21 protein-coding genes are annotated in these 22,796 nt (G+C 43.1%); 9 read left to right on the top strand and 12 right to left on the bottom strand.

Annotated features, from left to right (window positions below):
• Positions 1 to 6: 6 nt before the first annotated feature.
• Together BKB51_RS07870 and BKB51_RS07865 are read right to left on the bottom strand one after the other, a co-directional pair.
• Positions 7 to 624 (bottom strand): DUF1638 domain-containing protein, encoded by a 618-nt coding sequence (locus BKB51_RS07870; protein WP_085900541.1) that lies wholly within the window; start codon positions 622 to 624, stop codon positions 7 to 9.
• Positions 625 to 645: 21 nt separating this feature from the next.
• Positions 646 to 1,338, bottom strand: coding sequence for a corrinoid protein (locus BKB51_RS07865; RefSeq protein ID WP_085900540.1), 693 nt, complete (start codon positions 1,336 to 1,338; stop codon positions 646 to 648).
• 379 nt (positions 1,339 to 1,717) lie between these two features.
• On the opposite strand from BKB51_RS07865, the gene BKB51_RS07860 reads away from it, so the two are divergent.
• Positions 1,718 to 4,531, top strand: coding sequence for an ATP-binding protein (locus tag BKB51_RS07860; RefSeq protein ID WP_085900539.1), 2,814 nt, complete (start codon positions 1,718 to 1,720; stop codon positions 4,529 to 4,531).
• Between the two features lie 12 nt (positions 4,532 to 4,543).
• Here the strand turns inward: BKB51_RS07860 and BKB51_RS07855 are convergent, their stop codons facing one another.
• Entirely contained in the window at positions 4,544 to 5,518 is a 975-nt protein-coding gene (locus BKB51_RS07855; RefSeq protein ID WP_085900538.1) for a DMT family transporter, read from the bottom strand.
• A gap of 115 nt (positions 5,519 to 5,633) precedes the next feature.
• Here BKB51_RS07855 and BKB51_RS07850 point away from each other — a divergent pair, with 115 nt between their 5' ends.
• Positions 5,634 to 6,200 (top strand): LysR family transcriptional regulator, encoded by a 567-nt coding sequence (locus BKB51_RS07850; RefSeq protein WP_085900537.1) that lies wholly within the window; start codon positions 5,634 to 5,636, stop codon positions 6,198 to 6,200.
• Between the two features lie 209 nt (positions 6,201 to 6,409).
• Here BKB51_RS07850 and BKB51_RS07845 read toward each other — a convergent pair whose 3' ends face one another.
• The 3 genes from BKB51_RS07845 to BKB51_RS07835 form a co-directional block, all read right to left on the bottom strand.
• Complete coding sequence (locus BKB51_RS07845) at positions 6,410 to 7,090, bottom strand: DUF4328 domain-containing protein (RefSeq protein WP_085900536.1); 681 nt, start codon at positions 7,088 to 7,090, stop codon at positions 6,410 to 6,412.
• Between the two features lie 138 nt (positions 7,091 to 7,228).
• Positions 7,229 to 8,071 carry a ferredoxin--NADP reductase gene (locus BKB51_RS07840; protein ID WP_276327686.1) on the bottom strand — a complete coding sequence of 281 codons (843 nt, stop codon included), beginning with the start codon at positions 8,069 to 8,071 and terminating at the stop codon, positions 7,229 to 7,231.
• 449 nt (positions 8,072 to 8,520) lie between these two features.
• Positions 8,521 to 9,486, bottom strand: coding sequence for a glutathione S-transferase C-terminal domain-containing protein (locus tag BKB51_RS07835; protein ID WP_085900535.1), 966 nt, complete (start codon positions 9,484 to 9,486; stop codon positions 8,521 to 8,523).
• A gap of 161 nt (positions 9,487 to 9,647) precedes the next feature.
• On the opposite strand from BKB51_RS07835, the gene BKB51_RS07830 reads away from it, so the two are divergent.
• The gene (locus tag BKB51_RS07830; protein ID WP_085900534.1) at positions 9,648 to 10,553 is read left to right on the top strand and encodes a LysR substrate-binding domain-containing protein; all 906 of its coding nucleotides are present in this window, start codon (positions 9,648 to 9,650) and stop codon (positions 10,551 to 10,553) included.
• A 26-nt stretch (positions 10,554 to 10,579) separates the two neighbouring features.
• Here BKB51_RS07830 and BKB51_RS07825 read toward each other — a convergent pair whose 3' ends face one another.
• Positions 10,580 to 11,287 (bottom strand): DUF899 domain-containing protein, encoded by a 708-nt coding sequence (locus BKB51_RS07825; protein ID WP_085900533.1) that lies wholly within the window; start codon positions 11,285 to 11,287, stop codon positions 10,580 to 10,582.
• 144 nt (positions 11,288 to 11,431) lie between these two features.
• Complete coding sequence (locus BKB51_RS07820; protein ID WP_125911808.1) at positions 11,432 to 12,037, bottom strand: hypothetical protein; 606 nt, start codon at positions 12,035 to 12,037, stop codon at positions 11,432 to 11,434.
• Positions 12,038 to 12,464: 427 nt separating this feature from the next.
• Here BKB51_RS07820 and BKB51_RS07815 point away from each other — a divergent pair, with 427 nt between their 5' ends.
• The 4 genes from BKB51_RS07815 (at position 12,465) to BKB51_RS07800 (ending at position 16,345) form a co-directional block, all read left to right on the top strand.
• A complete protein-coding gene (locus BKB51_RS07815; protein ID WP_085900863.1) occupies positions 12,465 to 12,962 on the top strand; it encodes a YcgN family cysteine cluster protein in 498 nt (165 codons plus the stop codon).
• A 73-nt stretch (positions 12,963 to 13,035) separates the two neighbouring features.
• Positions 13,036 to 13,683: a 4Fe-4S dicluster domain-containing protein gene (locus BKB51_RS07810; RefSeq protein ID WP_085900531.1), complete on the top strand. Its 648-nt coding sequence runs from the start codon at positions 13,036 to 13,038 to the stop codon at positions 13,681 to 13,683.
• A 268-nt stretch (positions 13,684 to 13,951) separates the two neighbouring features.
• Positions 13,952 to 15,622, top strand: coding sequence for a formate--tetrahydrofolate ligase (locus tag BKB51_RS07805; protein WP_085900530.1), 1,671 nt, complete (start codon positions 13,952 to 13,954; stop codon positions 15,620 to 15,622).
• 129 nt (positions 15,623 to 15,751) lie between these two features.
• On the top strand, positions 15,752 to 16,345 hold the full coding sequence (locus tag BKB51_RS07800) for a DUF1415 domain-containing protein (RefSeq protein WP_085900529.1): 594 nt from the start codon (positions 15,752 to 15,754) through the stop codon (positions 16,343 to 16,345).
• A gap of 4 nt (positions 16,346 to 16,349) precedes the next feature.
• Here the strand turns inward: BKB51_RS07800 and BKB51_RS07795 are convergent, their stop codons facing one another.
• The 3 genes from BKB51_RS07795 to BKB51_RS07785 all read right to left on the bottom strand — a co-directional run bounded on the left by BKB51_RS07795 (position 16,350) and on the right by BKB51_RS07785 (position 20,811).
• A complete protein-coding gene (locus BKB51_RS07795; RefSeq protein WP_085900528.1) occupies positions 16,350 to 18,125 on the bottom strand; it encodes an SLC13 family permease in 1,776 nt (591 codons plus the stop codon).
• A gap of 64 nt (positions 18,126 to 18,189) precedes the next feature.
• Entirely contained in the window at positions 18,190 to 19,482 is a 1,293-nt protein-coding gene (locus BKB51_RS07790; protein ID WP_085900527.1) for a glycosyltransferase family 87 protein, read from the bottom strand.
• Positions 19,483 to 19,566: 84 nt separating this feature from the next.
• Positions 19,567 to 20,811, bottom strand: a complete 1,245-nt coding sequence (locus BKB51_RS07785) for a glycosyltransferase family 87 protein (RefSeq protein WP_125911807.1) — start codon at positions 20,809 to 20,811, stop codon at positions 19,567 to 19,569.
• Between the two features lie 208 nt (positions 20,812 to 21,019).
• On the opposite strand from BKB51_RS07785, the gene BKB51_RS07780 reads away from it, so the two are divergent.
• Both BKB51_RS07780 and BKB51_RS07775 read left to right on the top strand, forming a co-directional pair.
• A complete protein-coding gene (locus tag BKB51_RS07780; RefSeq protein ID WP_085900525.1) occupies positions 21,020 to 21,478 on the top strand; it encodes a deoxycytidylate deaminase in 459 nt (152 codons plus the stop codon).
• A gap of 24 nt (positions 21,479 to 21,502) precedes the next feature.
• A complete protein-coding gene (locus BKB51_RS07775) occupies positions 21,503 to 21,889 on the top strand; it encodes a fosfomycin resistance glutathione transferase (RefSeq protein ID WP_085900524.1) in 387 nt (128 codons plus the stop codon).
• Here the strand turns inward: BKB51_RS07775 and BKB51_RS07770 are convergent.
• Positions 21,886 to 22,749, bottom strand: coding sequence for a dienelactone hydrolase family protein (locus tag BKB51_RS07770; RefSeq protein WP_085900523.1), 864 nt, complete (start codon positions 22,747 to 22,749; stop codon positions 21,886 to 21,888). The two genes, BKB51_RS07775 and BKB51_RS07770, sit on opposite strands and share 4 nt — an antisense overlap.
• Positions 22,750 to 22,796: the final 47 nt, after the last annotated feature.

The following is a 22,796-nucleotide window of genomic DNA, read 5'->3' as shown; positions in this document are numbered from 1 at the left end:
AATCTCCTAGTTGATGGCAGACATAAAGCTGCTCAACTCGCCGTATCCCGTGAATTTGTAGTGATATTCCAAGCCAATCTTTTCGGCTGCTTGTTGTGCTAGATCTTGAAGTTCCCGATCTTCTGTCTGAGCCAGATACACAAGTTTTGTGTAGTTGCCGAAATACATTGGAAGAAGTTCAGGGTGCTTTGCAATGCCCATTCCTTCCATGATCAAGGTATCAAAATGTCTAACGAGATAATCTGTTAGGTAAAAGCATGTGATGTCATCTTCATGCATCTGATCAAAGGCACTAAGGCCAGTAAAAAAAGCATAACAGTGAACGCCATCAATGCGTTTGACGCCTTCTTCTTCCAGAACTCTGTCCAGTTCTCCACCAGTACCGCAGTCGCCATAAACGACAACAATGTTTCCATAAACATCTTTGTTTTCTTGGATTTTACTGCGGACGCCCTGTGGGATTTTATCTGGCGTGTTGTGCCAGATTGCTGGAAGGCATGTGATATCGAGATGATTCCAGCTATTTAGTTTATTAAGGGCGATGATTTCTCTGGCAACCGCACCACAGGCGATAAGGAGAGTCTTGCTCTCCTTATCGTTGATGTGGGCGTTTATATCGGACATTGTCCTGAACTATTCAGCTTCTTAAGCTTGGTTGTGGCGGCGTTGCATGGCTTCTTTTGCCATTTCAACGGCGACAGCAGCGTCTCGGCAGTAGTGGTCTGCACCAATGGCTTCACCAAACGCTTCGTTAAGAGGGGCGCCACCAACCATAACAACATAGTCGTCACGAATACCTTTTTCTTTCATGGTGTCGATAACGACCTTCATGTAAGGCATTGTGGTTGTCAAAAGCGCGGACATACCCAGAATGTCTGGCTTGTGCTCTTCAAGTGCTTCCAGATAGTTTTCGACCGGGTTGTTAATGCCCAGATCAATAACTTCGAAACCAGCACCTTCCATCATCATGGAAACAAGATTTTTCCCGATGTCATGGATGTCGCCTTTAACAGTACCAATAACCATCTTGCCAAGTTTTGGTGCGCCTGTTTCAGCCAGAAGAGGACGCAGAATGCCCATGCCGCCTTTCATGGCGCCAGCAGCAAGCAGAACTTCTGGTACGAAAAGGATACCATCACGGAAGTCAACGCCGACAATACGCATGCCTTCAACCAAAGCTTTGGTCAAAACATCATATGGGGCCCAGCCGCGTTCCAGAAGAATATTAACAGCTTCCAGAATTTCGTCTTTCAGACCATCATAGAGGTCATCATGCATTTGCAAGACAAGTTCGTCATCATCAAGCGTGCGCAGATCTAGATCATCTTCTTCAGACATGTCCGTATACTCTCATACCAAGGTTATATTTATTGGGGAGCGATTATGCGACGCCACATATTTCATTCGCAGGACCCCATGTATAACATTTATATAACGGTAAAAATTCCGCTTTGCATGTTCGATATGCGACGCTCATTTTTCCTTTGACGAAATAATGACAAACAATTGTTTGAAACGTCATGATATTGTAACTCAAATCATTACATTTTTAACTATTTAATAAGCCTTGATCTGTACATGTGGTCCAGCCGAAAAAAGACCGCGTATTTAGAAGTGCTAAATGCGTGCGTATATCGCAGTACAATCATCGATGTCACACGTGCCGTTTTCAAGCGGTCGTCATAGGATGGTTGCAGATTAGAGTGAGGGATTTATTGTGATAAAGGGCGACAGGGGGCTGTCCGGAAGGGGAGATGATCTTGGAGGCGCAAAGCATCAGGGGCTTTCCAGAACTCTTTCTGTCCGCAGGTTGCGTATTCGGGCAATTCAGCTGAACGTTGCCGCCTGTATCTTCTCGGCCCTTTTAATTGGTTTATGGGTAAACAGTACCTATCAGGATGTTTCGGACGAAATTGATGAGCAGGTTCATACAGCTTTAAATCGAATTGCTTCGCCTTTAACGCTTTTCCTCAAAAATATTGATGATGAAATCCCTCTGCACAGTAGGCGTTCGGGATTTAACAATGTGCAGCTTTTGTCTGTTCTGGATGCAAATGGGGAGGTTATTCTTGGGGATCAGGCTATTCCTTTGCCGCCAGCATATAATCTAAAGAAATTGATTGAGAAGGTTGAAGCACAGAATGCGTCGTCAATAAGTTTACCCTTTTTGGCGCAGGATGAATGGTACGCAACGGTTCTGCGCTCAATTAAGAGTTCTGGTGCTGATGGGACATCTTATGTGGCATCGACATTCCGTGTGCATGATTTTATGACGCGATGGGCGGTGCTGGGATTACCCAAAAGATCTATGGTCTCAATCCAGGTAGATGATGGTCGGCTATGGTTGGATGATAATTTTTCCGAAGATTTAATCGGACGGGAAACACCCTATTTACTGTCCAGCCTTGCAGAGCAAGGAAATGTTTCGGTTTGGGATCTTGACGGGGTCAAACGGATTGTGATGGGGCAAGAGATCGGCCATTTTGGCCTGTCTGTCGTGATTGGCATTCCTGCGGACTATATCGAGGTTGTCTGGCGTGACCGTTATTCTGCATCAGTTGGCTTTGCACTCGGGGCTAGTTTGGTCTTGATTATTGCTTTGTATTTAGGTGGGCGAATTTTTGTCACCACAGCGCAGCGTCGGGATGGTGCTGTGTTGGCGTTGAAAGATAGCGAGCGCAGATTTCGTGATATCGCAGGTGCTGCGACAGACTGGTTTTGGGAAATGGGGCCTGATCTGCGTTTTACCTTTGTGTCTCAGCTTCAGGAGTGGAACCTGTTGGGGAAATCTTTTAGCGATGTGAAGGGCGATGGTCTAACCGATGAAAGTTTTCTGAAGGTTCTCAAGTCTCGTTCTTCTTTTCGGGATCTGGAGCTTGTGGTGCCTGATCTTGCCGGGGTATCCCGCATACTGCGGTTAAGTGGTGTGCCGGTCTTTGATAAGAAGGGGGAATTCAGAGGTTACAGGGGAGCAGGAAGCGATATTACCGAACGCAGAAAAGAGCAGCAAAAGATGGCAACGGCTCATGCACGTTTATTCCGTGCGTTTGAAAGCTTTTCCGGGGCTGTCACTCTCTATGATGAGAATGACAAGTTGGTTGCATTTAATCGCCGTTTCCAGGAAATTTTCTTCCCCGGACGCCCCATGGCAATTCGTGTAGGCATGACCTATGAAGATGTGTCCATTTCCTATGTGAATACCGGGCAAGATCCGCTGAGTGTTGAAAAGCGCGAGAGTTATATTAAAGCCATGATGTTGCGTCGTGGAAAAAGAAATAGAGAATTTCAGTTTGCTGAAGATTCCTGGTTGAAAATTACCGATCATAAAACGCCGGAAAATGACCTTTTTACCGTTTATACTGATATAAGTGACTATAAAGCCCGCGAAGCAGAACTCATGGACCTTAGCCGTGAGAATCATCGTTTGGCTGCGGCGGTAAGTTCCACGGATGCCGGGGTAATTATCGCAGATGCACAGGAAGAAAGTCGTCCTATTATCTACGCAAACCCAGCTTTTACAAAGCTAACGGGTTATACAAATAAAGAAATACCGTATTTGCATTCAGGCTTTTTACAGGGCGATGGTACTGATCCTCATGTCCGGGATGTTCTGGAAAAGAGTTTGATTGAAAATCGTCATGCCCGTGTTGATATGCTGAACTATCATCGGGATGGGCATACACTTTGGAACCAAATTGACCTTAGTCCTATTTTTGATGACGAGGGAAATATTCAGTATTTCGTTTGTGTGATGCAAGACATTACCGAGCAAAAGGAAGTCGAAAAAGAGCTCACGGTTCTCAAGGAAAGTGCTGAATTAGCCAATAGGGCCAAATCGGAATTCATGGCCTTGATGAGCCATGAGCTGCGTACGCCGTTGAATGCGATTTTGGGTTTCTCTGAAATTTTGGCAGATGAGATGTTCGGGCCACTTGGTAGTCCGCGATATAAAGATTATGCGCGGGATGTGAATGAGTCAGGCACGCATTTGCTTGAGCTTATTAATGACATTCTGGATCTATCGAAGGCAGAAGCGGGCAAGATTGAGCTTCACGAAGAACACTTTGAAATCAACAACGTTGTTCAGCGCTGTAATAAAATGCTGTCAGGTCGTGCCGAGCAAGCAAGCTTGAGCGTTCTGTTGCAGCTTGAGGCAGGACTTCCCAGTCTTTGTGGGGACGAACGTCGTATCAAGCAGGTGTTGATTAATCTAATATCCAACGCGATCAAGTTTACCCTGCCGGGTGGGAGTATTACCATTGCAACTCATATCTCTGACCGTGGGTTAGAGCTATCGGTCATAGATACTGGGATTGGCATGTCATCAAGTGAAATTCCAAAAGCTTTGGCGCCCTTTGGGCAGGTTGATTCCAGTCTAAGTCGCAAACATGAGGGGACTGGTTTGGGGTTGCCTCTATCCAAGCGATTGACAGAATTGCACGGAGCCCAGTTTTTGATCGAAAGTGAACCTAACGTGGGCACGTCTGTGACCCTGGTTTTCCCCATTGAAGCACAGAGATTAACTGCGTAAGTCTTACACTTATTATTCTAGTACCAGTGTGATGATGCCCGTTGTTATTAGGGCAATCCCCGCAAGCTCTTGACGGGTAAGGCGTTCTTTGAAAAAAAGATAGCCGATCAAAAGGGTGAATATAAGTTCTACCTGCCCAAGGGTTCTGACGTGAGCTGCATTTTCTAACGTCATTGCAGCAAACCATCCTGCTGAACCAAGCATACCGGTTAAGCCGATCCAAATAGCTGCTTTCCAACTTTGAAGAACTCTGAGAAATACTTTCGGAACTGTACCCAGTATATAGGCACCCATTATCAGTGTTTGAAATCCTGTGACCCAAACCAGAGTGTAGGCAGATTGGATGGCAAATCCACTCTCTTCCAAGGAGAGGGACGCAGCGCGATAAGAAACGGCGGATATCGCAAACAGGCCACCGGCAACAAGCCCGGGCAAAATACTTCTGTCAGTTGTAATCGTTTGGATTATCCTGCTTGCCAGTGTTGCTTGTATCGAGTTTTGGGTAAGACTTGTGGTTAAATTTGTGCCGGAATTTGCTTGTTTTTTCTTGTAGAGTGCGAGTACGCCAACCAAACTTATTATGATACCAGCAATAGCTTGAATGGTTAGGCTGTCGCCCAAGAGGACGAAACCAAACAGGGCAGTCTGGATAGCTTCCGTTTTGGTTAGGCTGGTACCTACGGCAAAATTCCTTTGCCCAAATAACCAGACAAGAACAAAGGTTGCCAGTATTTGTGCAATGCCGCCCACCGCACCGTAGCTTAAAAAAACTGTGTTGATTGCTGGGAGTGCATTGGTGTTAGTTGTGTCTGTGCTTTGAAGTTGCAATAAAATTGCCAAATATACCCATGTAAAAGGAACGGCATAAAGAAAGCGTGCATAGGTCGCGCCTGTTGTATCTAGGCGTCCTTTAAGATGTTTTTGCAGGGCCGTTCGAATATTTTGAAAGAGCGCTGCGGCGACAGTGATCGGGATCCAGAGTTCCATAAATTTCGATCTTGAGTAAGAATACTTATGAGTATTGGTTTAATACTTTAAAAAAACACCTTTAATTTCATAAAATCAATTTCAAAATAATTTTACCAACATAAGAATATCTAATATGAAAACGCGTGATTTATTGCACCCCCTTTCTGCAGTACGTGCCTTTGAAGCTGTCGCTCGGTTACGAAGTATTTCTTCGGCGGCAATAGATCTCGGTGTAACGCAACCAGCTATTAGTCAGCAGGTGAAGAAGCTTGAAGCTCACTTGAGAGTAAGATTGATCGAGAGAGTTTCCAATACGATTAGGTTATCGCCCGAAGGAGAAAAGCTTGCCCTTTCGTTGCATACCGCATTTGGGATTATGCGCGATGGTATGGAAGCAGCGATGTCACAGGGGCAGACTAGATCTAAATTGGAAGATTTGGATAAGGGTGGTGTGGATCTTATAATTAAGCCGGAGCAAAGAGGTTTAGCTTCAAAAACGGCTCTCTTTCTAATGGGGGATGAAGCGCAAATTGTTATGTCGCCTGAACTCCAAAAACGAAAACCGATTTTGTCTGTGGATGATCTTGATCAGCATTTTTTAATAAAGGTGGATGAGGTTCCGAGAGATCAGGACTGGCAAAAATGGTGTATAGAAGCTTCTATAGGTAATCTCCAACCACGTGGGTGGGTGTTGCAATAGGACATTGGCCAATGGTTATGGATGCAATGTATTCAGGAAGATTAGTTTGTCCAATTGATGTTGTGATCAATAGAGGCGTGGGGTATTATATTTATGAGGGGGCAGGTGCCTTGGGAAATCCGCATGTGTCCTTACTTAAAAAGTGGTTGGTATCTCAAGTGGCCAAGAGTTGAAAGTGCGAGTATTTTTTCTGAAAAGTAATGTTTTAGCTAGGCGAACACTTCGCTTATGTGGCTACTTTGATTTTCCTGTAAAAGATTGATCTCTTTAACCATTTTAATGGTAAGTATGATAGAGATAATCGAAACGACATTGCTGGAAAAGAGTATGCGGTCTGCGTTAATCAATTCGTGTGTTTCAACTGCTGAGTCGGTTATTCTTAGGCTGATTTGGGAGAATAAATTATCTACAATCCAAGCGACCCACCATAATTTCAAAATTAAAGGGGTTGTGTGTGTGTGATTGTAATCTGGTCCTGATTTACTGGCCTTCCAAATCTCTGCTGGAATTTGATAAGACTTCCAGAGATTTGCGATTGGAATAAAAAACCAACCAACAGACCAACCTGGGGTATGTTTAATTTTTCCTTGGGTGAAAGTGTGACTATTAGAATTGGTGCGATAGATCCACATGAAAAATAAAATTATGTAAGAAATGAATGCTAAGGCAGATGCAAGATTTATGATTTCAACCCATAACTCATTATTAGCTATACGTGAATCGAGCTGTTCTGGTGAATTGTAATTACCAAGGTTTATGTCTTCTAATAAGGATAACTCAAAAAGTGTAGCTATTTGCACTGCTACAAGAGATGCAATTGCAATGTAGCTTGCCAGTAAGACTTGATTTGAGCGTTTAGAAATATTTTTGAATTTAACGTTGGTAGGCATAGGAACGTCTTTATATCAATGATTAAGGGTAAATTTACCACTTGGTATGGTAGGGTACAACAACATTTAATATAGATATAAGAAACAAAGACGGCGCCACTTGGGCGCCGTTTTTTTATGCTATCTTGATGATTTTGACTAGCCTACAAAAGCTTTCTCAACAACGTATTCGCCAGGTTTGCTGTTGGCTCCTTCGCTTAGGCCTGCTTCTTCACAAAGCTCGGCACAAGATTTTAGCATTTCCATAGAGCCGCAGATCATAACGCGATCTGTTTCAGGGTTAAGAGCCGGGGTTTCCAGATCTGTTGTGATTTTACCAGAGCGGAAGAGTTCTGGTATTCTGCCACGGCGAATGAAATCTTCGCGCGTCACAGAGTTATAGTATCTGAGTTTTTCAGAAACCATTTCGCCGAGGAATTCGTGCTGATACAGGCTGGAAACGAGTTCCTCGCCGTATTTCAATTCTTCTTTGTAACGACAGCTGTGGATCAGAATGACTTCTTCAAATTTCTCGTAAGTTTCCGGATCACGGATGACGCTGGCAAAGGGAGCAAGCCCTGTGCCGGTTGACATCATGTAGAGACGTTTACCGGGAACCAGCGCGTCAAGGACCAGCGTTCCTGTTGGTTTTTTGCCCAAGAGCACCATATCACCAGGTTTGATATTCTGTAGGCGAGATGTGAGGGGGCCGTTGGGAACTTTAATAGAATAAAGTTCAATCGTTTCGTCCCAGGCGGGGCTGGCAATAGAATAGGCACGTAAAAGTGGTTTGCCATCTACCATGAGGCCGATCATTACAAATTCACCTGTACGAAAGCGGAATGCAGCAGGACGTGTGATCCTGAAAGAAAACAGCGAGTCTGTGTGGTGGGTAACGGACAGTACAGTTTCGCCAGTTACCGATTTTGGTAATGGCTTTTCAGTGGTCGCCATGATATCGCCCGGTGTTGGATCCGCGATTGCCAATTGCTCAACAGTCATTAACTGCTCCTGCTTCCTTACTATGACAGCATGGCTTCTGAAAGCCTTTGCTACAAATTCATTCATCAGTGGTTGGACGACTTATGTCCATCCGTGAACAAGCATTTTAATAATTGCCATATAATTGAGGCATTTATTTGGTGCTTATTGGTGTGTCGACAATGTGTTACCGATCACAACCTATAATCTCGCCTGAGGTGTCATGTAATTTTGGACGAGTATGTACCATACATATAGTGTTTTGCATATTACATTTAAGTTTGATTTAACATAGCTGACAGTAATATCAAGAGTAATATCCTAAAAATTTGTGTTATATTTCAATATATTATTTTAAGTCATTGATATATATTAAAAATAAAACAACAGTGTATTTAATGTTATTTTGTGGATATTTGGTGCGGTAAATCGTAGCACTTGTGTGGTCATTTGGGTTGATCCGTGATTCGTTAGCTATGACTTGGGTCCAAAATATCTCTGTTATGGGGGGCTTCCCAATCGAGGTCGGGCGTCACTGGAATGATGTTATGCGGATTATTTCCTGTATCATTTTGAAAACTGGCTGCAACGATTGTTGGAATGTCAACTGTACCCGCGATTGATTTAGTTTGGTAGAGATCCCTCGTATAGGCCCATAGATTGGGGTAGTCGACCAACCTTTTTTTTAAACATCTGTGCAGGGTATAATATACCAAATCAAATCTGAGTAGGGTTGTGAATAGTTTCCAGTCCGATGCAGTTTGTTTGGTGCCAAAAAGATACCGTTTTTCTCTTAATCTCTGTTCCAGGCTGTCCAAAGTGTCAAAAACAAGTGAGACAGCTTGGTCATAAGCATTTTGGCTTTGAGCAAAGCCTGCTTTGTAAACGCCATTACTCAGCCCGCTATATATCAAACCATCTATGTCGGACATTTCTTCATTAAGAGTGGGCGGGTAGTAAGTTAGCGGAAGCTGCTCTTCTGTTTGAACCTTATCGAGCGCGAGCATGATTTGGGATGATTCGTTAGAAATGATTTGTTGAGTTTGACTATCCCATAAAACAGGAACCGTTGATCGGCCTGTATAGTTAGGATTACTTAACGTATAGAGTTGATGCAGATGAATTATTGAATGGTTTGAGCCTGGAACCTTCCATGTCTTTCCCCCGTTTATTGCATAACCTTCCAGGCGAGGACCATGGGCGATATGAAGGGGAATAAGATCGTCCAGTTTTTTCAAACGCCGCATAAGCATCGGTCTTTGGGACCACTGGCAACTGTTTGATCCAATAAGCCAGTAACGACCTGGTGAAGTGGCTATATTGTCAATGACATGAACTGGAATTTCGCCATTATATTTACTAGTGGGGCGAATATATGCTCCGTCATGAATGATGTCATCTTTGTCTGTCCATTGGCCTTTATATAGCATGCCCATATGATTTGTCTTTTTTCTAAAGAGTTTGTTTTATCTATTTGATATTAATGAGTATATTTCTGATTATGATGTCGCGTGTTTATTTCGATGTTATTCTTTTATCGGAGTTTTGAAATTTTTACTGTTCACAAAATATCTTGTTTTGGTCTATAAAATAATCCATGAAAAATTTACCTTTAAATGCTTTACGGGCTTTTGCTGCTGTGTATGAAACAGGTGGTATCAGACCAGCCGCGCGGTTACTTGAAATTACACATTCGTCAATCAGCAAACATGTTCAGGAATTGGAGGCCTGGATTGGTGTTCCCTTGATTGATCGTGAGCAAGGGGTAAGGACGATTAAGTTTAGTCCTCAGGGTGAAGATATTGGGCGTGTTGCGCTCGAAAATCTGAACGATATAGCAAGCGCAGTAGAAGCCGTTCGAGAAAGCAAACAGGGAAATGCAGTTACGATTTCAACGACGCCATCTTTTGCAGCGCGGTGGCTACTCCCTAGATTGCAGGATCTTAATGCCACCTTCCCGTGGATAGAATTGTCTATTGTTGTTGATCAGAAGTTGAACTTTGCTGCAGACCACGGGGCTGACCTCGCCATTCGAATGGGGCAGGGGCCATGGGAAGGATTGGACTGTTCGCCGTTAATGGATGAACAGCTTTTCCCGGTTATGAGTACATCGTTTTGGCTGAAGGTTGGTCGCCCTACCGAGTTGGCTGCTTTGAAGGAGTTGCCTTTGCTACATGATCGTGATCCTCAAGCAAGTTGGCAGCGCTGGATTTCTGAGCAGAATGGTTTGGATTTTGATACGCGATCAGGTCCGCGATTTGCCTCTTCTGATCTGGTGTTGCGGGCGGCAGTACAAGGTCTGGGTGTTGCGTTGGCTCGGGGACGTCTGGTCGAGGATGATTTGGCGACAGGCTTGCTGATAAAACCGTTTGAAGGAAAAGAAGCAATGCTTTCCCAAGCTTATTGGCTGCTTCACCCAAAGGGGAAGAAGAAGTCGATTGCTATTTCAAAGGTTATCGAATGGTTGAACATGATGTCTGAGCAGGAATTGCACGGATCCTGAGGGAGCTCTGAATCCGTGTTCCATTTTTATTGCTCATAGCGATCATGGTGCCGGACCCACGACATGCTTCCACCTTCTGGTGTTTCATTACGTCCGTAGGGTGTTAGATCAATGTAATGGTAAGTGCCATTGAGCATGTCCAGTCCACGGCTGTAGGTCGAATAGCTGTGGTATACCTTTCCGTTTTCCCCTTTGACAAACACGCTAATTCCAGGGGCGTCGTTAATGGGAAAGGTTGTTTGTCGGTAGTTGTAGGTAATTTCGTCATCAGGTTTGTGATTATCTCCAAAGCTGACACCAAAGTCTTCGCTAAAGGAATTTCCATAGGAGGATACGAAATTGAAAGACCAGTTCAGTCGGGATTTGAATTTTGTGAGCTTCTCTATTGGTGCCCTTGCAATGGATACGAAGGCGATATCTCTGGCTTCTAGGTGGCAATCAATACCTTCAAAGTTATCGGCCCATAGGGAGCAGCTTACGCAACCATTTTCCCATTCCGGGTCAAACATAAAGTGGTAGACGATTAGCTGAGTTGAATTGCCAAAAAGCTCTGAGAGGCTCACGGGGCCGTTTTCAGAGGTGAAAGTGTAGTTTTGGGGGACCTCGACCCAGGGGAGTTCCCTGCGCTTTTCGTTTAATCGGTCTCTTGCCTGTGTAAGCGCTTTTTCTTCTTTGAGAAGTTTCTTACGCTCAACCAACCAATCTTCTCTTGAAACAATTTTGTTATGTAACATGGATTTGTTCCTGAATTGCTATTTAACTTATTGGTTAATTATTAGAAATTAATTTTTTGTCGTCAAGTTGTATTTAACTTATTGGTTAAATTTCTAGTTTTAGTAACGTGGCACCACTGTAGTTTATTATGAGTGGAACTGATGTTATTGTGGTGTGGTTAGCTGCAAGAGTATTCTACTTTCAAGCTTTAAAGACTTGAGCTGTTCGGCAAAATGTTTCTGGATGAGCTTATCCATTAACCCTGTTTTTTTTGCCTTGCGGAGTGCTTGTTCCAAAATAAACTTCAGATGTCGATTTTCCTCGTTAATATAAAAGTGAAAATCTCTGTCGTATTTAAATAGCAGGTTAGGCTCTATTGCCAATTTAGGGTAATGTTTTGCTTCTTGGACTATTTCTGTGACGCTACGGGAAAAATAATGGAATGGGCGATCAGTTGTTTCTGGCCTGCTGAGAAGTAACCGATCATAAATTGACCGCCAGTGTCCATCTATGACGCGATATGGCAGGTTATTTGCCCTCCAAACTTCTTCATCAAACCAGTTTGCGCCAAAAGCGCCAACTTTTTGAGATTGTCTGAAATCGTCGACGGTTTTTATATGAGCGTAATCCTCTGTGGAATCAGGAGGAATAAACAAGACCCTTTTTCCCATGAGCCCGTTTGTTAAATCAACATTGATATCTATATATTTCTTATTTCGTTCTTTGGACTTCAGGAGCCAGACAATATCGAGGCCGCCTTTTTCAAACATGATAACCAATCGCTTTGGAGGAAGATCACCCTTATTGATAATTTTTAGGGTATGACCGTTTAGGGCCAAAGCTGAGGTCAGGAGTTCGTGGTAGTATTTGGATGTCCCTTCTTGTCGATCATTCATCCTAAGAGCAAAGGTGTCCGCATTGGCTGTTAGAGGTGAAATGAGAAGAAAAAAGCCAAAGAAGAATAGGGTTTTGAATATCAAGCGCAACGCAATCAATTGTCTCATCTTATCTGAGATCCTTATATGCGAGCATGAAACAAACATAAGCTAGTGTCATGGGGGGCAGGCCCAAAACATTTTTAATTTATATAAGATTTGTTACTTTAAATTTAATTATCTAAGTATGCAAAAAAGTCTATGCCTTAAGTGGGGTATAAGATAGTAACATTCGATAATTATAAAAAGCATGTTGCGTCCGATGGTGAGAGAAAAAGAAGAGCAGCCTTTTTGGAAAACAAAAAAGCTGCACGAGATGACACCTGCAGAGTGGGAAAGCCTCTGTGATGGGTGTGGCAAGTGCTGTCTTGTGAAGCTGGAAGATGCTGATACGGAAGAGATTGTCGATACAGACGTCGTATGTAAATTACTGGATCTTGGAACGTGCCAATGCAGTTTATACGAAACACGTCATCAGTATGTGCCGGACTGTATCAAAGTTACCGCAGATAATATTGAAACATTAAGCTTCATGCCGCCAACGTGCGCTTATCGCTTATTACACGAAGGGGGGGACCTTCCTTGGTGGCACCCTTTGATTACTGGAAATCCTAACTCGGTTCACGATGCAGGGATATCAGCTTTGGATAAAGTCGTATCCGAAACAGACGTAGAGGATGCGGATCTGGAAGATCATATTGTAAAGTGGCCTCAAGATCCCAGCCCACCTGAACCGTGGGTACGATATTCAAAGAGTTAACACGAGGAATAGTACGCTGAAACTTGATGATCTTACGGACAATCTTTCGAAGAATGGGTTTGCGCTCAGGGGGGTGTTTCATCCCGACTGGGAAGATAATGTACCAGATCTATCATCAGGACAGTCTGTTTTATCTGTTATTATGGTTGGGAATGTTGGTTCCGGTGATTTTTGGGAATCTTTTAAACGATCTCATGAATATTTGAACTCTGATCCAGATCCCATGGACCGTTGGACGAAGCGAATTGTTGAGCCAATAGCCGGAAAAGCTGGCGGGGAGGCGCTTTTTCCTTCTGATGGTCCGCCTTACCATCCTTTTCAAAGGTGGGCTTCCCGTGCTGAAACCTTATTCCCAAGCCCGATCGGCCTCTTTATCAGTTCAGAGTGGGGTACGTGGCACGCGCTTCGTGCGGCTATTTTGCTTCCTGTCAAAATAGAGATATCTAATACCGTATCAGAAGTTTCCAATCCTTGTTTGAGTTGTGAAGATCAGCCCTGCTTGAAAATTTGTCCCGTTGATGCTTTTGGTGTTGAGCAGGAGTATGACTATCTGGCTTGTGCTCGCTATGTCGCATCAGATGCTGGAATATCATGTGCCTCAAAGGGGTGTTTGGCACGCAGAGCTTGCCCGGTTGGGCTAGAATATGTGCTTAATTCAGAGCATGCCGAGTTTCATATGTCTGCGTTTATCAACGCACGAAAGCTTATGGGCGAAATTTAGGCATTGTCTATTGAAATCAATCTGTTCAGTAATAGAAATAGTTGTTTTATTTCAGTTTCTTATATTGGTTTTTGGAATAGAGGTTGATGTTGAGATCACAGACGTGATTTGAAATCCATATGCTATGATAGTATATTACGAATGCTAAAACGGCCTAATTTCGGTGTTTCTTGGTGACGGAGTGACGCTCTTACGATATCCCCAAAAGAAAACCCCAGTTAATGTCTCTTGAAATTTTGTTACCGATACGTAGGGAGGGCTAAGCCCCATGGCCAAGAGTGATATTGAAATTGCCCGCGAGGCAAAAATGCAACCAATTACTCAGGTTGCTGAGAAAATTGGAATTCCTGCTGACCAGTTGCTTCAGTATGGTCCAAATAAAGCAAAACTGTCTTTTGATTTCATTAACTCCATCCAAGGCAACAAAGATGGTAAGTTGATCCTGGTGACAGCGATCAACCCGACACCAGCTGGCGAAGGTAAGACGACAACAACTGTTGGTCTGGGTGATGGCCTGAACCGCATTGGTAAAAAAGCAATTATGGCACTTCGTGAGCCATCGCTGGGTCCGTGTTTTGGTGTTAAAGGTGGTGCTGCTGGTGGTGGTTACGCCCAGGTTGTTCCAATGGAAGATATTAATCTTCACTTCACAGGTGATTTCCACGCAATTGGCGTAGCTCACAACCTCCTGTCTGCTCTTTTGGACAATCACATCTATTGGGGTAACGAGCTGGGTATTGATTCCCGCCGCGTACAGTGGAAACGTGTTGTTGACATGAACGACCGTGCACTGCGTGCGATTACCAACTCCATGGGCGGCGTTGCCAATGGCTATCCACGTCAGGATGGTTATGACATCGTGGTTGCTTCCGAGATCATGGCGATCTTCTGTCTTTCCAAAGATCTGAATGACCTTTCCAACCGTCTCGGTGATATCATCGTTGCTTACACACGTGAGAAAAAGCCAATCTACGCACGCGATCTTAAAGGTCCAGGTGCTATGGCTGTTCTGTTGAAAGACGCGATTTCACCGAACTTGGTTCAGACACTGGAAAACAATGCTGCCTTTATTCACGGTGGTCCTTTCGCGAACATCGCGCATGGTTGTAACTCTGTAATCGCAACAAAAACAGCTCTTAAACTTGCTGATTATGTTGTTACCGAAGCCGGTTTTGGTGCTGACCTTGGTGCTGAGAAGTTCTTCGACATCAAGTGTCGTAAAGCTGGTCTGAAACCTGATGCTGTTGTTATCGTTGCAACTGTTCGTGCATTGAAAATGCACGGTGGTGTTGCGAAGGCTGACTTGGGCAATGAAAATGTTGATGCGGTAACTAAAGGTTCTGAGAACCTTGCTCGTCATATTGCCAACATCAAAAAATTCAACGTTCCGGCTGTTGTTGCAATCAACCAGTTCATCACAGATACAGATGCTGAAATTGCGGCTGTTTCTGCCGCTTGTGAAGCTCTGGGTGCAAAAGCAATCGTAGCCAGTCACTGGGCAAACGGTGGTGCAGGCACGGAAGAATTGGCTCATCACGTTGTTGAGCTTGCAGATTCTGGTGTTGCTGACTTTACACCGCTTTACCCTGATGAAATGCCGCTATGGGAAAAAATCGAAACCATTGCGACAGAAATCTATGGTGCAAGTGAAGTTATTGCTGATGCGACTGTACGTAAACAAATCGCAGAGCTTCAGGAAAACTACGGTCATTATCCAGTTTGTATGGCTAAAACGCAGTACAGCTTCTCGACTGACCCTGCACTTCTTGGTGCGCCATCAGGTCATGCTGTTCCTGTACGTGAAGTTCGTCTTTCTGCAGGTGCTGGCTTCATCGTCGTTGTCACTGGTGCGATCATGACAATGCCGGGGCTGCCACGTCAGCCTGCTGCGAACAACATCTATCTGAATGATGACGGACAGATCGAAGGTCTGTTCTAAGGTATCTGAAATATCCATTGAAAAAGGCGGCCTTTATGGTCGCCTTTTTTGTTGCTGTCGTTCGTTTCTGGTCAGAATGTTTTCAGATCTCGCTGGGCAACGTATAGAATTGGTTCTATAACTTCCGATATGTCTCAGCTATATCCATCTTATACTGTTGTTAATGCATCGGATCTTACCAAGTTGTGGGTCGATGCAATGGTGATCGGGCAGAACCTGTGCCCCTTTGCGGCATCAGAGCGAAACCGTGGGGCTATTCGTTATGTCATTGTTGACGCGCAAGAGGTCTCAACCGCAATGGGCGGGTTTCTAAACGAGCTTTTATTTTTACAGCAAAGCTCTGAGGATGAGGTTTCTACATCGCTTGTGATTTTTCCTGAAGGTTTTGAGGATTTTGAAATCTTTCTAGACTTACTGGAAGTAGCTGAGGATGCCTTGGTTCAATCAGGTGTTGAAGGTTTATTCCAGCTCGCAAGTTTTCATCCTGACTACCAGTTTACTGGCCTTTCCCGGGATGATATTACGAACTGGACAAACAGATCTCCTTTTCCGGTTCTTCACATCATTCGGGAGGGGCAAATGGGGCGTGTGCTTGATAGCTATAAATCACCGGATGAAATTCCTGAAAGAAACATAGATTTGATGAAGAAGCTAGGTGTGAAGGGGCTTGTACAATGTTTTCCGCCATTTCAGGATTATATCAAATCAGCTTCTAAAGATTAATACCTTACAATGGCCAGAAGAATAGAATTGCCGGGACAGAGATCGTGACGACAAGTATTTCCAGTGGTAATCCCATCCGCCAGTAGTCACCGAAACGGTACCCGCCAGGTCCCATGATGATTGTATTGTTCTTGTGTCCGATAGGTGTCAGAAAGGCGCAAGAAGCTGCGACGGCGACACCCATCAGAAAAGGATCTGGTGAAGCACCGATTGCGTTGGCAACATCCAATCCTATAGGGGCTGCAATCAGAGCCGTTGCGACATTGTTGAGAAAATCAGACAGTGTCATCGTGACAACAATCAAAACGGTCAGAATAGCCCAATGCGGCCAACCTGCTGTTTGGGCGACGATTAATTCTGCAATAAGTTTTGTGCCACCAGAATTCTCAAGGGCGATGCCAAGGGGAATAAGCGAGGCAAGAAGTACAATAACTTTCCATTCGACACTTTCATAAACTTCTCGCCCAGAGATAACACCCAGCGCTGCAAAGGCAATGACACAGCCAGCCAATGCAACAGGAAGGTAAACCAAGCCAGCGACCGATAGAGCAATAGCTCCGAGAAACAGGCCAATCGCCAGAGAAGCTTTCTTGCGTTGAATGACGGAGTGCTGTTTTTCGGCTAGCGGGAGGACGCCTAGCCAGCTCATGACTTCTGTCAGTCGATCTTCGGGGCCAAGTAGAAGGAGCATATCACCACTTTCTACCCTTAACTTTCGAACACGTTCGCGAAAGCGCTTACCTTGCCTGGAAACCCCTAAAAGTGTGACGCCGTGTCGGGAAAGAAGCCTCAGGCTGTTACTGGATCTTCCTTCTATTCTTGCTCCTTCGGGAACAATGGCTTCAGCAAGTTTTAATGAAGAACTCGTCAAACCTTGTTCGTGCTTTTCTTTTCCTGCGAAGTCTAGTTGCGCACTCCCCAAAAATGCTTCGATAGATTTTGGGTCGCCTTCAAGCACGAGATGATCATCTTTTCGAATTTCTTCGTAACGGGCAAATCCCGGTAAACGTCTTCCGCGTCTTACCAATCCTAACACAGTAATGTCGTGCTCGTTGGCCAGGGGATAGAGTTGGTTCATCGGGATGCCGATAGATTTTGACTCTTCGGGAACTTGAGCTTCGGCAACAAATAAATCTGTGTCTTCGTCGCTGCGGATACTTCCGAGGGGTTCTCTTCGAGGGATCAGACGCCAGCCTATTAATGCAACGAAAATAATACCGGCAAAGGCAACGCATAGACCAACGGGCGCAAAGTCGAACATACCATAGCCTTCGCCAAGGACTCTTTCCCGGTACTGTGCAATGACAATATTCGGTGGTGTTCCTATTAAGGTGATCATGCCGCCTAAAATTGTCGCAAAAGATAAAGGCATGAGGCTAAGAGCAACTGCCCGCTTGGCTTTTTGAGCGGCTTCCATATCCAATGACATCAAAAGAGCGAGAGCGGCAACATTATTGATGATAGCAGACAAGGCAGCTCCTATAACCGACATGATCCCGATGTGAAGGGGAAGAGGACGGTTTGAGGATAAAACGGCGCCTGAGATTAATTCCACAGCACCGGAGTTTATTAATCCGCGTGAGACGATAAGCACAAGCGCGATGATGACCACGGCAGGATGGCCAAATCCTGAAAATGCTTGATCGGGTGTTACAAAGCCCGCGACAACAGAAATAACAAGTGCACCAAAGGCGACGAGATCATATCTGATTTTTCCCCAAATCAAGAGAATGAATACTGATCCAAAAAGGGCGAAAAGAAAGATTTGATCTGTTGTCATATATTTTACTACTTAAGTTATCTCGATATCAGTAAAATCGATAGAATTGCATTATATGCAAGCTTTAATTAGATGAAGGTTGCTTGACAATAGAATTGAAAATTGACAGTCCCCAGAAGAAGATAACAGGTGTTGAAAGTTGTATTATCGGTGCAGAAATTCTATACTTTTCAAACAATAAAATTTGGATAATTGAGATGAAGCCACTTAAAAAGCAGACTAACCAGGTTATAGCAACCCAAGATAATTCTTTTGAGTTTTCTGTTTTGAATGCATCTATACTATTTATGATAATTGTTGCGGGCAGTAAAAGAAGCATCAGGTCATAATAATAAAGATGGGGGCTAATGAGTATTCCCCATATAAGGGTTAAGGCAATAGCTAGATCCCATTTTTTGAGATCTTGTTTCCAATCAAGATTGCGCCAAAGCTTGTATAATAGAAATATAGTAATACAAGAACAAAGGTAGATTAATGTGTTTGCGATCTGAGAATTCTCATGGTCAAACAAAAGCACGGAAAACCCAAAAAAAGAATGAATACCCCAAGTCGGGTAATTTGATGACCTTAGAAGGTCCGGTAATTGTGGGCTGATTTTTATGTATGCTATCATGGCATCTGGTACGAATATAAAGCCAATACCTATGCAACAGGCGAGTGATAGAGTGCCGCCAAGCAAAGCTCGCCAACGCCGATTAAAAATTAGTATTAATGCAAGTGCAATTGCTAACTGAGGTTTAAAGGCAAGTAATCCTAAATAAATCCCTGCTTTAAAATCATTATTCGTCCGTAAAGATTTATAACAAAGAGTGTAAAGTAATAGAATTATTGGGGTGGCTTGTGCGTGTAGGAACCATCCAAGCGTTGGATAGAACAAGAAGCAACAGGCAATAAGTTTATACAGAGGAAAATACTGTAATGTTTCTAATTCCTGGCGTAATAAATGTATTGAATATATCAAAATAACAAAGTTAAAAATTTGCCAGGTAATAAGAGCGTGTATATAGGGCAGTTTGGCAAAGGGGCTATAAACTAGTGCCATGAACGGTGGGTTTATAAAAGGGGCATAGCTTGTTAGGTTTTTACTTATGAGGGAAGTTTGAAATTCTATTTGTTTTGGGAATAATGAGCTGGAATCCATTATATATATTTGTTGAAGAATTCCTTGGTTGAAGAAATTTCCGCCAGTATAGAAAGCAAGAAAATCACCCCCAAGGACACTGCCTGAACTTGTAATTAATCCTGTTAGATTTAAGTGCGTATAGAGATAATAGCCACTTGTTAAAGAAAGCATGGTAATTGCGCACCAAAGGGCATGTGCTTTGATATATTTGTCTTGGATAGGAAAGCAAAACATTATCCTGGTCTCTAGTTTGTTGGAGTTGAAGGTCTTGTGATGCGAAAGGTTGAGGCGAATTCTAGAATTTAAAAGGACCAGTCTTTATGCAGACCTCACGGATTTATATAAAGTATAGCCTAAATAAAAAAGGATAGGTGTAATAAATTGAAAGCTTATTTCGGGGAAACCCAATGTATTGAAAATACCGAGTTGTAGTACTGACAGTTGGCTTCCTAGATAACAGGAAATCCATGCAATTGTGATCCATAATATTATTCTTGAATTTCTTGCGTAAAGCCAAGGTAGGTACTGTATGATAATAGCTGTAGGGAGTAGCAAAAGCATTAAGTCATAATAATAGAGATGAGGACTGATGAGCAGCCCCCAACAGAATGTGACAGCCATACTTAAGTCCCACTTAGTTCGCTCATTTAGCCAAATTTGTTCTCGCCATAAAAGAATTAAAAGAAATAGCGTGCTTACTGTGAGTGTGAGCGTTAAAGCATTTGTTAATGCAACGTTTGTGTGATCGAACAAAAGTGCGGCAAACCCGAAGAAAGAATTAATACCCCAAGTCGGGTAGTAATCGGCTCTTAATAAATCAAGTAGATGAGGCGTTATCTCGAGATATGCCAGTAGTTCATTGGGCATGAATATGATCGAAAAGAGGCCGATCAGAATGACTGATGTTATCCCCCCCAGTATAGCTTGCCAACGCCACTTAATGATAATTATAAACGCAACGCCGACTGCGAGTTGAGGTTTTAATAAAAGTAGGCCTAGATAAAAACCTGCACTAAAGTCTCTGTCGTTACGTAATGCTTTAAAACACAAACAGTAAATAAGAAGAATTATAGACGCGGCCTGACCGTACATAAAGCAAGCAATTGTTGGGAAAAAGAGAAAGCAGCAAAAATATAGTTTGTAAGGAGATACCTCTCTTAGTTTTGGTAACTCTTTCCTCATGATCAAGACGGATACCAAAAGAAGAGCTAGGTTCAATAGCGTCCAGAATATATAGGCCGTTGCATAGTCAAAATTTGCAAATGGAGCATATAGAAGCGCAGCAAATGGAGGGTTTATAAAAGGGCTAAGTTTTGTGAATTCTGGGCCGATAATGTTTTTTTGAAATTCTAATTGATCTGTAAAGAATATTTGGGAGACGTTAGCATCGGGTTGTTCTATAAAAACATGGTTATATATGATGCTTAATGTGTCATTTAAATAAAAACTGCCTCCAGTATAAAAGGCAAGAAAATCAACCCCCAGGGGAACACCGAAATATGACTCAAGGCCAGTTCCCATTATAAGATTCAAAAGATACAAAGAAATTGTCAAAACAGCCATAATTATACTGTATCCAAGTGCTCTTTTTTTAAAATCTTGAGTTAGAGGGTATTGGAAAAACACAATTATCCTATTTGTATGATGATCATAGGGTTTTGTTATTAGATCTATTTAGTTAATTTAGAATAAATTACGATTACTTCATGTATTGTGAGTTTATAAAGTAAATTTTTGTTTCACATTCTGGTGAAAAATCTTAGGAGGGGGTATGTCAGAAAAGTGGGATACGCGTTACTTAAAATTGGCGCGGGAAGTCGCGACCTGGTCGAAAGATCGTTCAACGCAGGTTGGTGCTGTTATTATTCTTGAGGATAATACACCTGGACCGTATGGGTTTAATGGTTTTCCTCGCGCCGTAGATGATGACGCTGATGAACGTCATGTGCGTCCATTAAAGTATGATTGGACAGAGCATGCGGAACGCAATGCCATTTTTCATGCGGCGCGTGTCGGTGTCAGATTAAGTGGTGCCTCTATTTATGTGACTCATTTTCCTTGTTCTGATTGTTCCAGAGCAATTATCCAAAGCGGTATTAAGGAAATTGTTGTCGATGCCAAAAGTAAAGATGATCCGGATTTTGCCAAGCGCTGGGGAGAAATTCAAACCCAGGAAATCATGCTGAAGGAAGCATCTGTGACATGGCGGTTTGCTGTTGTTAGTGATTAACGAATAAATCAGATCAGACAAGAAATGCAAAAAGTAACCGGACTAAACCACATCACACTGGCGGTTAAGGATTTGGACCGATCAGTTACGTTCTATCGGGATGTTCTCGGGCTTGATTTAAGAAAAGTTTGGCCCGGAGGGGCCTATCTTGAAGCTGGATCTTTCTGGATTTGTCTCTCGCCCGACCCTGCTGTAAGGGATATACCGCACCCGGATTACACACATATAGCCTTTAGTGTTGAGGAAGAAGCTTTCGCCTCTTTTTGCGAGCAACTCAATGAATTTGGTGTTGAAATCTGGAAAGAGAATAAAAGTGAAGGTGCTTCTTTTTATTTTCTCGATCCAGACCATCACAAAATGGAACTACACGTTGGAGATTTACAAAGTCGTCTTGCGGGTATGGAAGATTAATTTAAATGTTGGCCCAAGAAGCTTTTGATTAATATTAAGCTATGTTCATGGGCTTTCTCGTCATAATGGTTTTTCTCAAATTGATAGGGGAGAGACTGTGCTTTACTTCTATCTCCTTCAATTTTACTGTAATTTTTATCGTCGTAGAAATGTGTGACACCAGAATACAAGTGATAGGTAATATCGTTTTCCCATTGATTTGCCTCTTTTGCTACAGCCTTACAAGAATGCGAAGAATTTATGGGGTCCTTGTCGCCTTGTAAGATTAGCATTGGGGCTATTAATTTTATGCTGGTATCGCAATTGGGATAGAGTGCAATACCTGCTTTGAAAGTAATACCTTCGGGACGGCGAGGATTAGCCGCATTCAAGATCGAGAACAAACTACTGCCACCAATTGAAAAACCTAGAAGGGCAATTTGATCATTTTTTACATACTTTTGAGTTTGTAAAAAATGATAAGCGTTATAGGCATCGTTAAATAAATTTGCATTTGGGGTATCTCGTAAGCTTGTTCCACCTCTGGAACCATAACTATCGATCAGTAAATTGACATAGCCCCAATCGGCAAGTTTTTGCCCCCATAGCCTGTGCGAATTTTGCAGACCTTCGCTGCTGACAAGAGTAATAATTGCTGGTCGAGGTGATTTATGATCCGGACGAAACATGTATCCGGTGATATCTATCCCTGGGGTTGGTTGCAAAGTTATCCCTTTAGCCTTGGCCTGCTTTATCTTAAAGGCTGAAGGAGGTATTGGCGCAGAGGGGAAAATGACTTTTTCTTGTGCTTGTGCTGTACTAATTACTGACAATAAGAAGAACAAGAGTGCTGCACTGATTATTATATTTTCTGTCCTCATTATGACCTCTTAGGGTATTTAGCACATAGCAAGAGTAGCAGATTTCT

Origin of the sequence: Kiloniella majae, assembly GCF_002118315.1 — a bacterium.
GTDB classification, from domain to species: domain Bacteria; phylum Pseudomonadota; class Alphaproteobacteria; order Kiloniellales; family Kiloniellaceae; genus Kiloniella; species Kiloniella majae.
Note: the sequence above shows the minus strand (reverse complement) of the source record. Positions and strands in the feature narration are given on the sequence as shown.

Excerpts from the sequence above, each read along its gene's own strand:
- BKB51_RS07870 (WP_085900541.1), bottom strand. The coding sequence starts at position 624 with ATGTCCGATATAAACGCCCACATCAACGATAAGGAGAGCAAGACTCTC.
- BKB51_RS07865 (WP_085900540.1), bottom strand. The coding sequence starts at position 1,338 with ATGTCTGAAGAAGATGATCTAGATCTGCGCACGCTTGATGATGACGAA.
- BKB51_RS07855 (WP_085900538.1), bottom strand. The coding sequence starts at position 5,518 with ATGGAACTCTGGATCCCGATCACTGTCGCCGCAGCGCTCTTTCAAAAT.
- BKB51_RS07850 (WP_085900537.1), top strand. The coding sequence starts at position 5,634 with ATGAAAACGCGTGATTTATTGCACCCCCTTTCTGCAGTACGTGCCTTT.
- BKB51_RS07845 (WP_085900536.1), bottom strand. The coding sequence starts at position 7,090 with ATGCCTACCAACGTTAAATTCAAAAATATTTCTAAACGCTCAAATCAA.
- BKB51_RS07840 (WP_276327686.1), bottom strand. The coding sequence starts at position 8,071 with ATGACTGTTGAGCAATTGGCAATCGCGGATCCAACACCGGGCGATATC.
- BKB51_RS07835 (WP_085900535.1), bottom strand. The coding sequence starts at position 9,486 with ATGGGCATGCTATATAAAGGCCAATGGACAGACAAAGATGACATCATT.
- BKB51_RS07830 (WP_085900534.1), top strand. The coding sequence starts at position 9,648 with ATGAAAAATTTACCTTTAAATGCTTTACGGGCTTTTGCTGCTGTGTAT.
- BKB51_RS07825 (WP_085900533.1), bottom strand. The coding sequence starts at position 11,287 with ATGTTACATAACAAAATTGTTTCAAGAGAAGATTGGTTGGTTGAGCGT.
- BKB51_RS07820 (WP_125911808.1), bottom strand. The coding sequence starts at position 12,037 with ATGTTTGAAAAAGGCGGCCTCGATATTGTCTGGCTCCTGAAGTCCAAA.
- BKB51_RS07815 (WP_085900863.1), top strand. The coding sequence starts at position 12,465 with ATGGTGAGAGAAAAAGAAGAGCAGCCTTTTTGGAAAACAAAAAAGCTG.
- BKB51_RS07805 (WP_085900530.1), top strand. The coding sequence starts at position 13,952 with ATGGCCAAGAGTGATATTGAAATTGCCCGCGAGGCAAAAATGCAACCA.
- BKB51_RS07800 (WP_085900529.1), top strand. The coding sequence starts at position 15,752 with ATGTCTCAGCTATATCCATCTTATACTGTTGTTAATGCATCGGATCTT.
- BKB51_RS07795 (WP_085900528.1), bottom strand. The coding sequence starts at position 18,125 with ATGACAACAGATCAAATCTTTCTTTTCGCCCTTTTTGGATCAGTATTC.
- BKB51_RS07790 (WP_085900527.1), bottom strand. The coding sequence starts at position 19,482 with ATGTTTTGCTTTCCTATCCAAGACAAATATATCAAAGCACATGCCCTT.
- BKB51_RS07785 (WP_125911807.1), bottom strand. The coding sequence starts at position 20,811 with ATGGCTGTTTTGACAATTTCTTTGTATCTTTTGAATCTTATAATGGGA.
- BKB51_RS07780 (WP_085900525.1), top strand. The coding sequence starts at position 21,020 with ATGTCAGAAAAGTGGGATACGCGTTACTTAAAATTGGCGCGGGAAGTC.
- BKB51_RS07775 (WP_085900524.1), top strand. The coding sequence starts at position 21,503 with ATGCAAAAAGTAACCGGACTAAACCACATCACACTGGCGGTTAAGGAT.
- BKB51_RS07770 (WP_085900523.1), bottom strand. The coding sequence starts at position 22,749 with ATGAGGACAGAAAATATAATAATCAGTGCAGCACTCTTGTTCTTCTTA.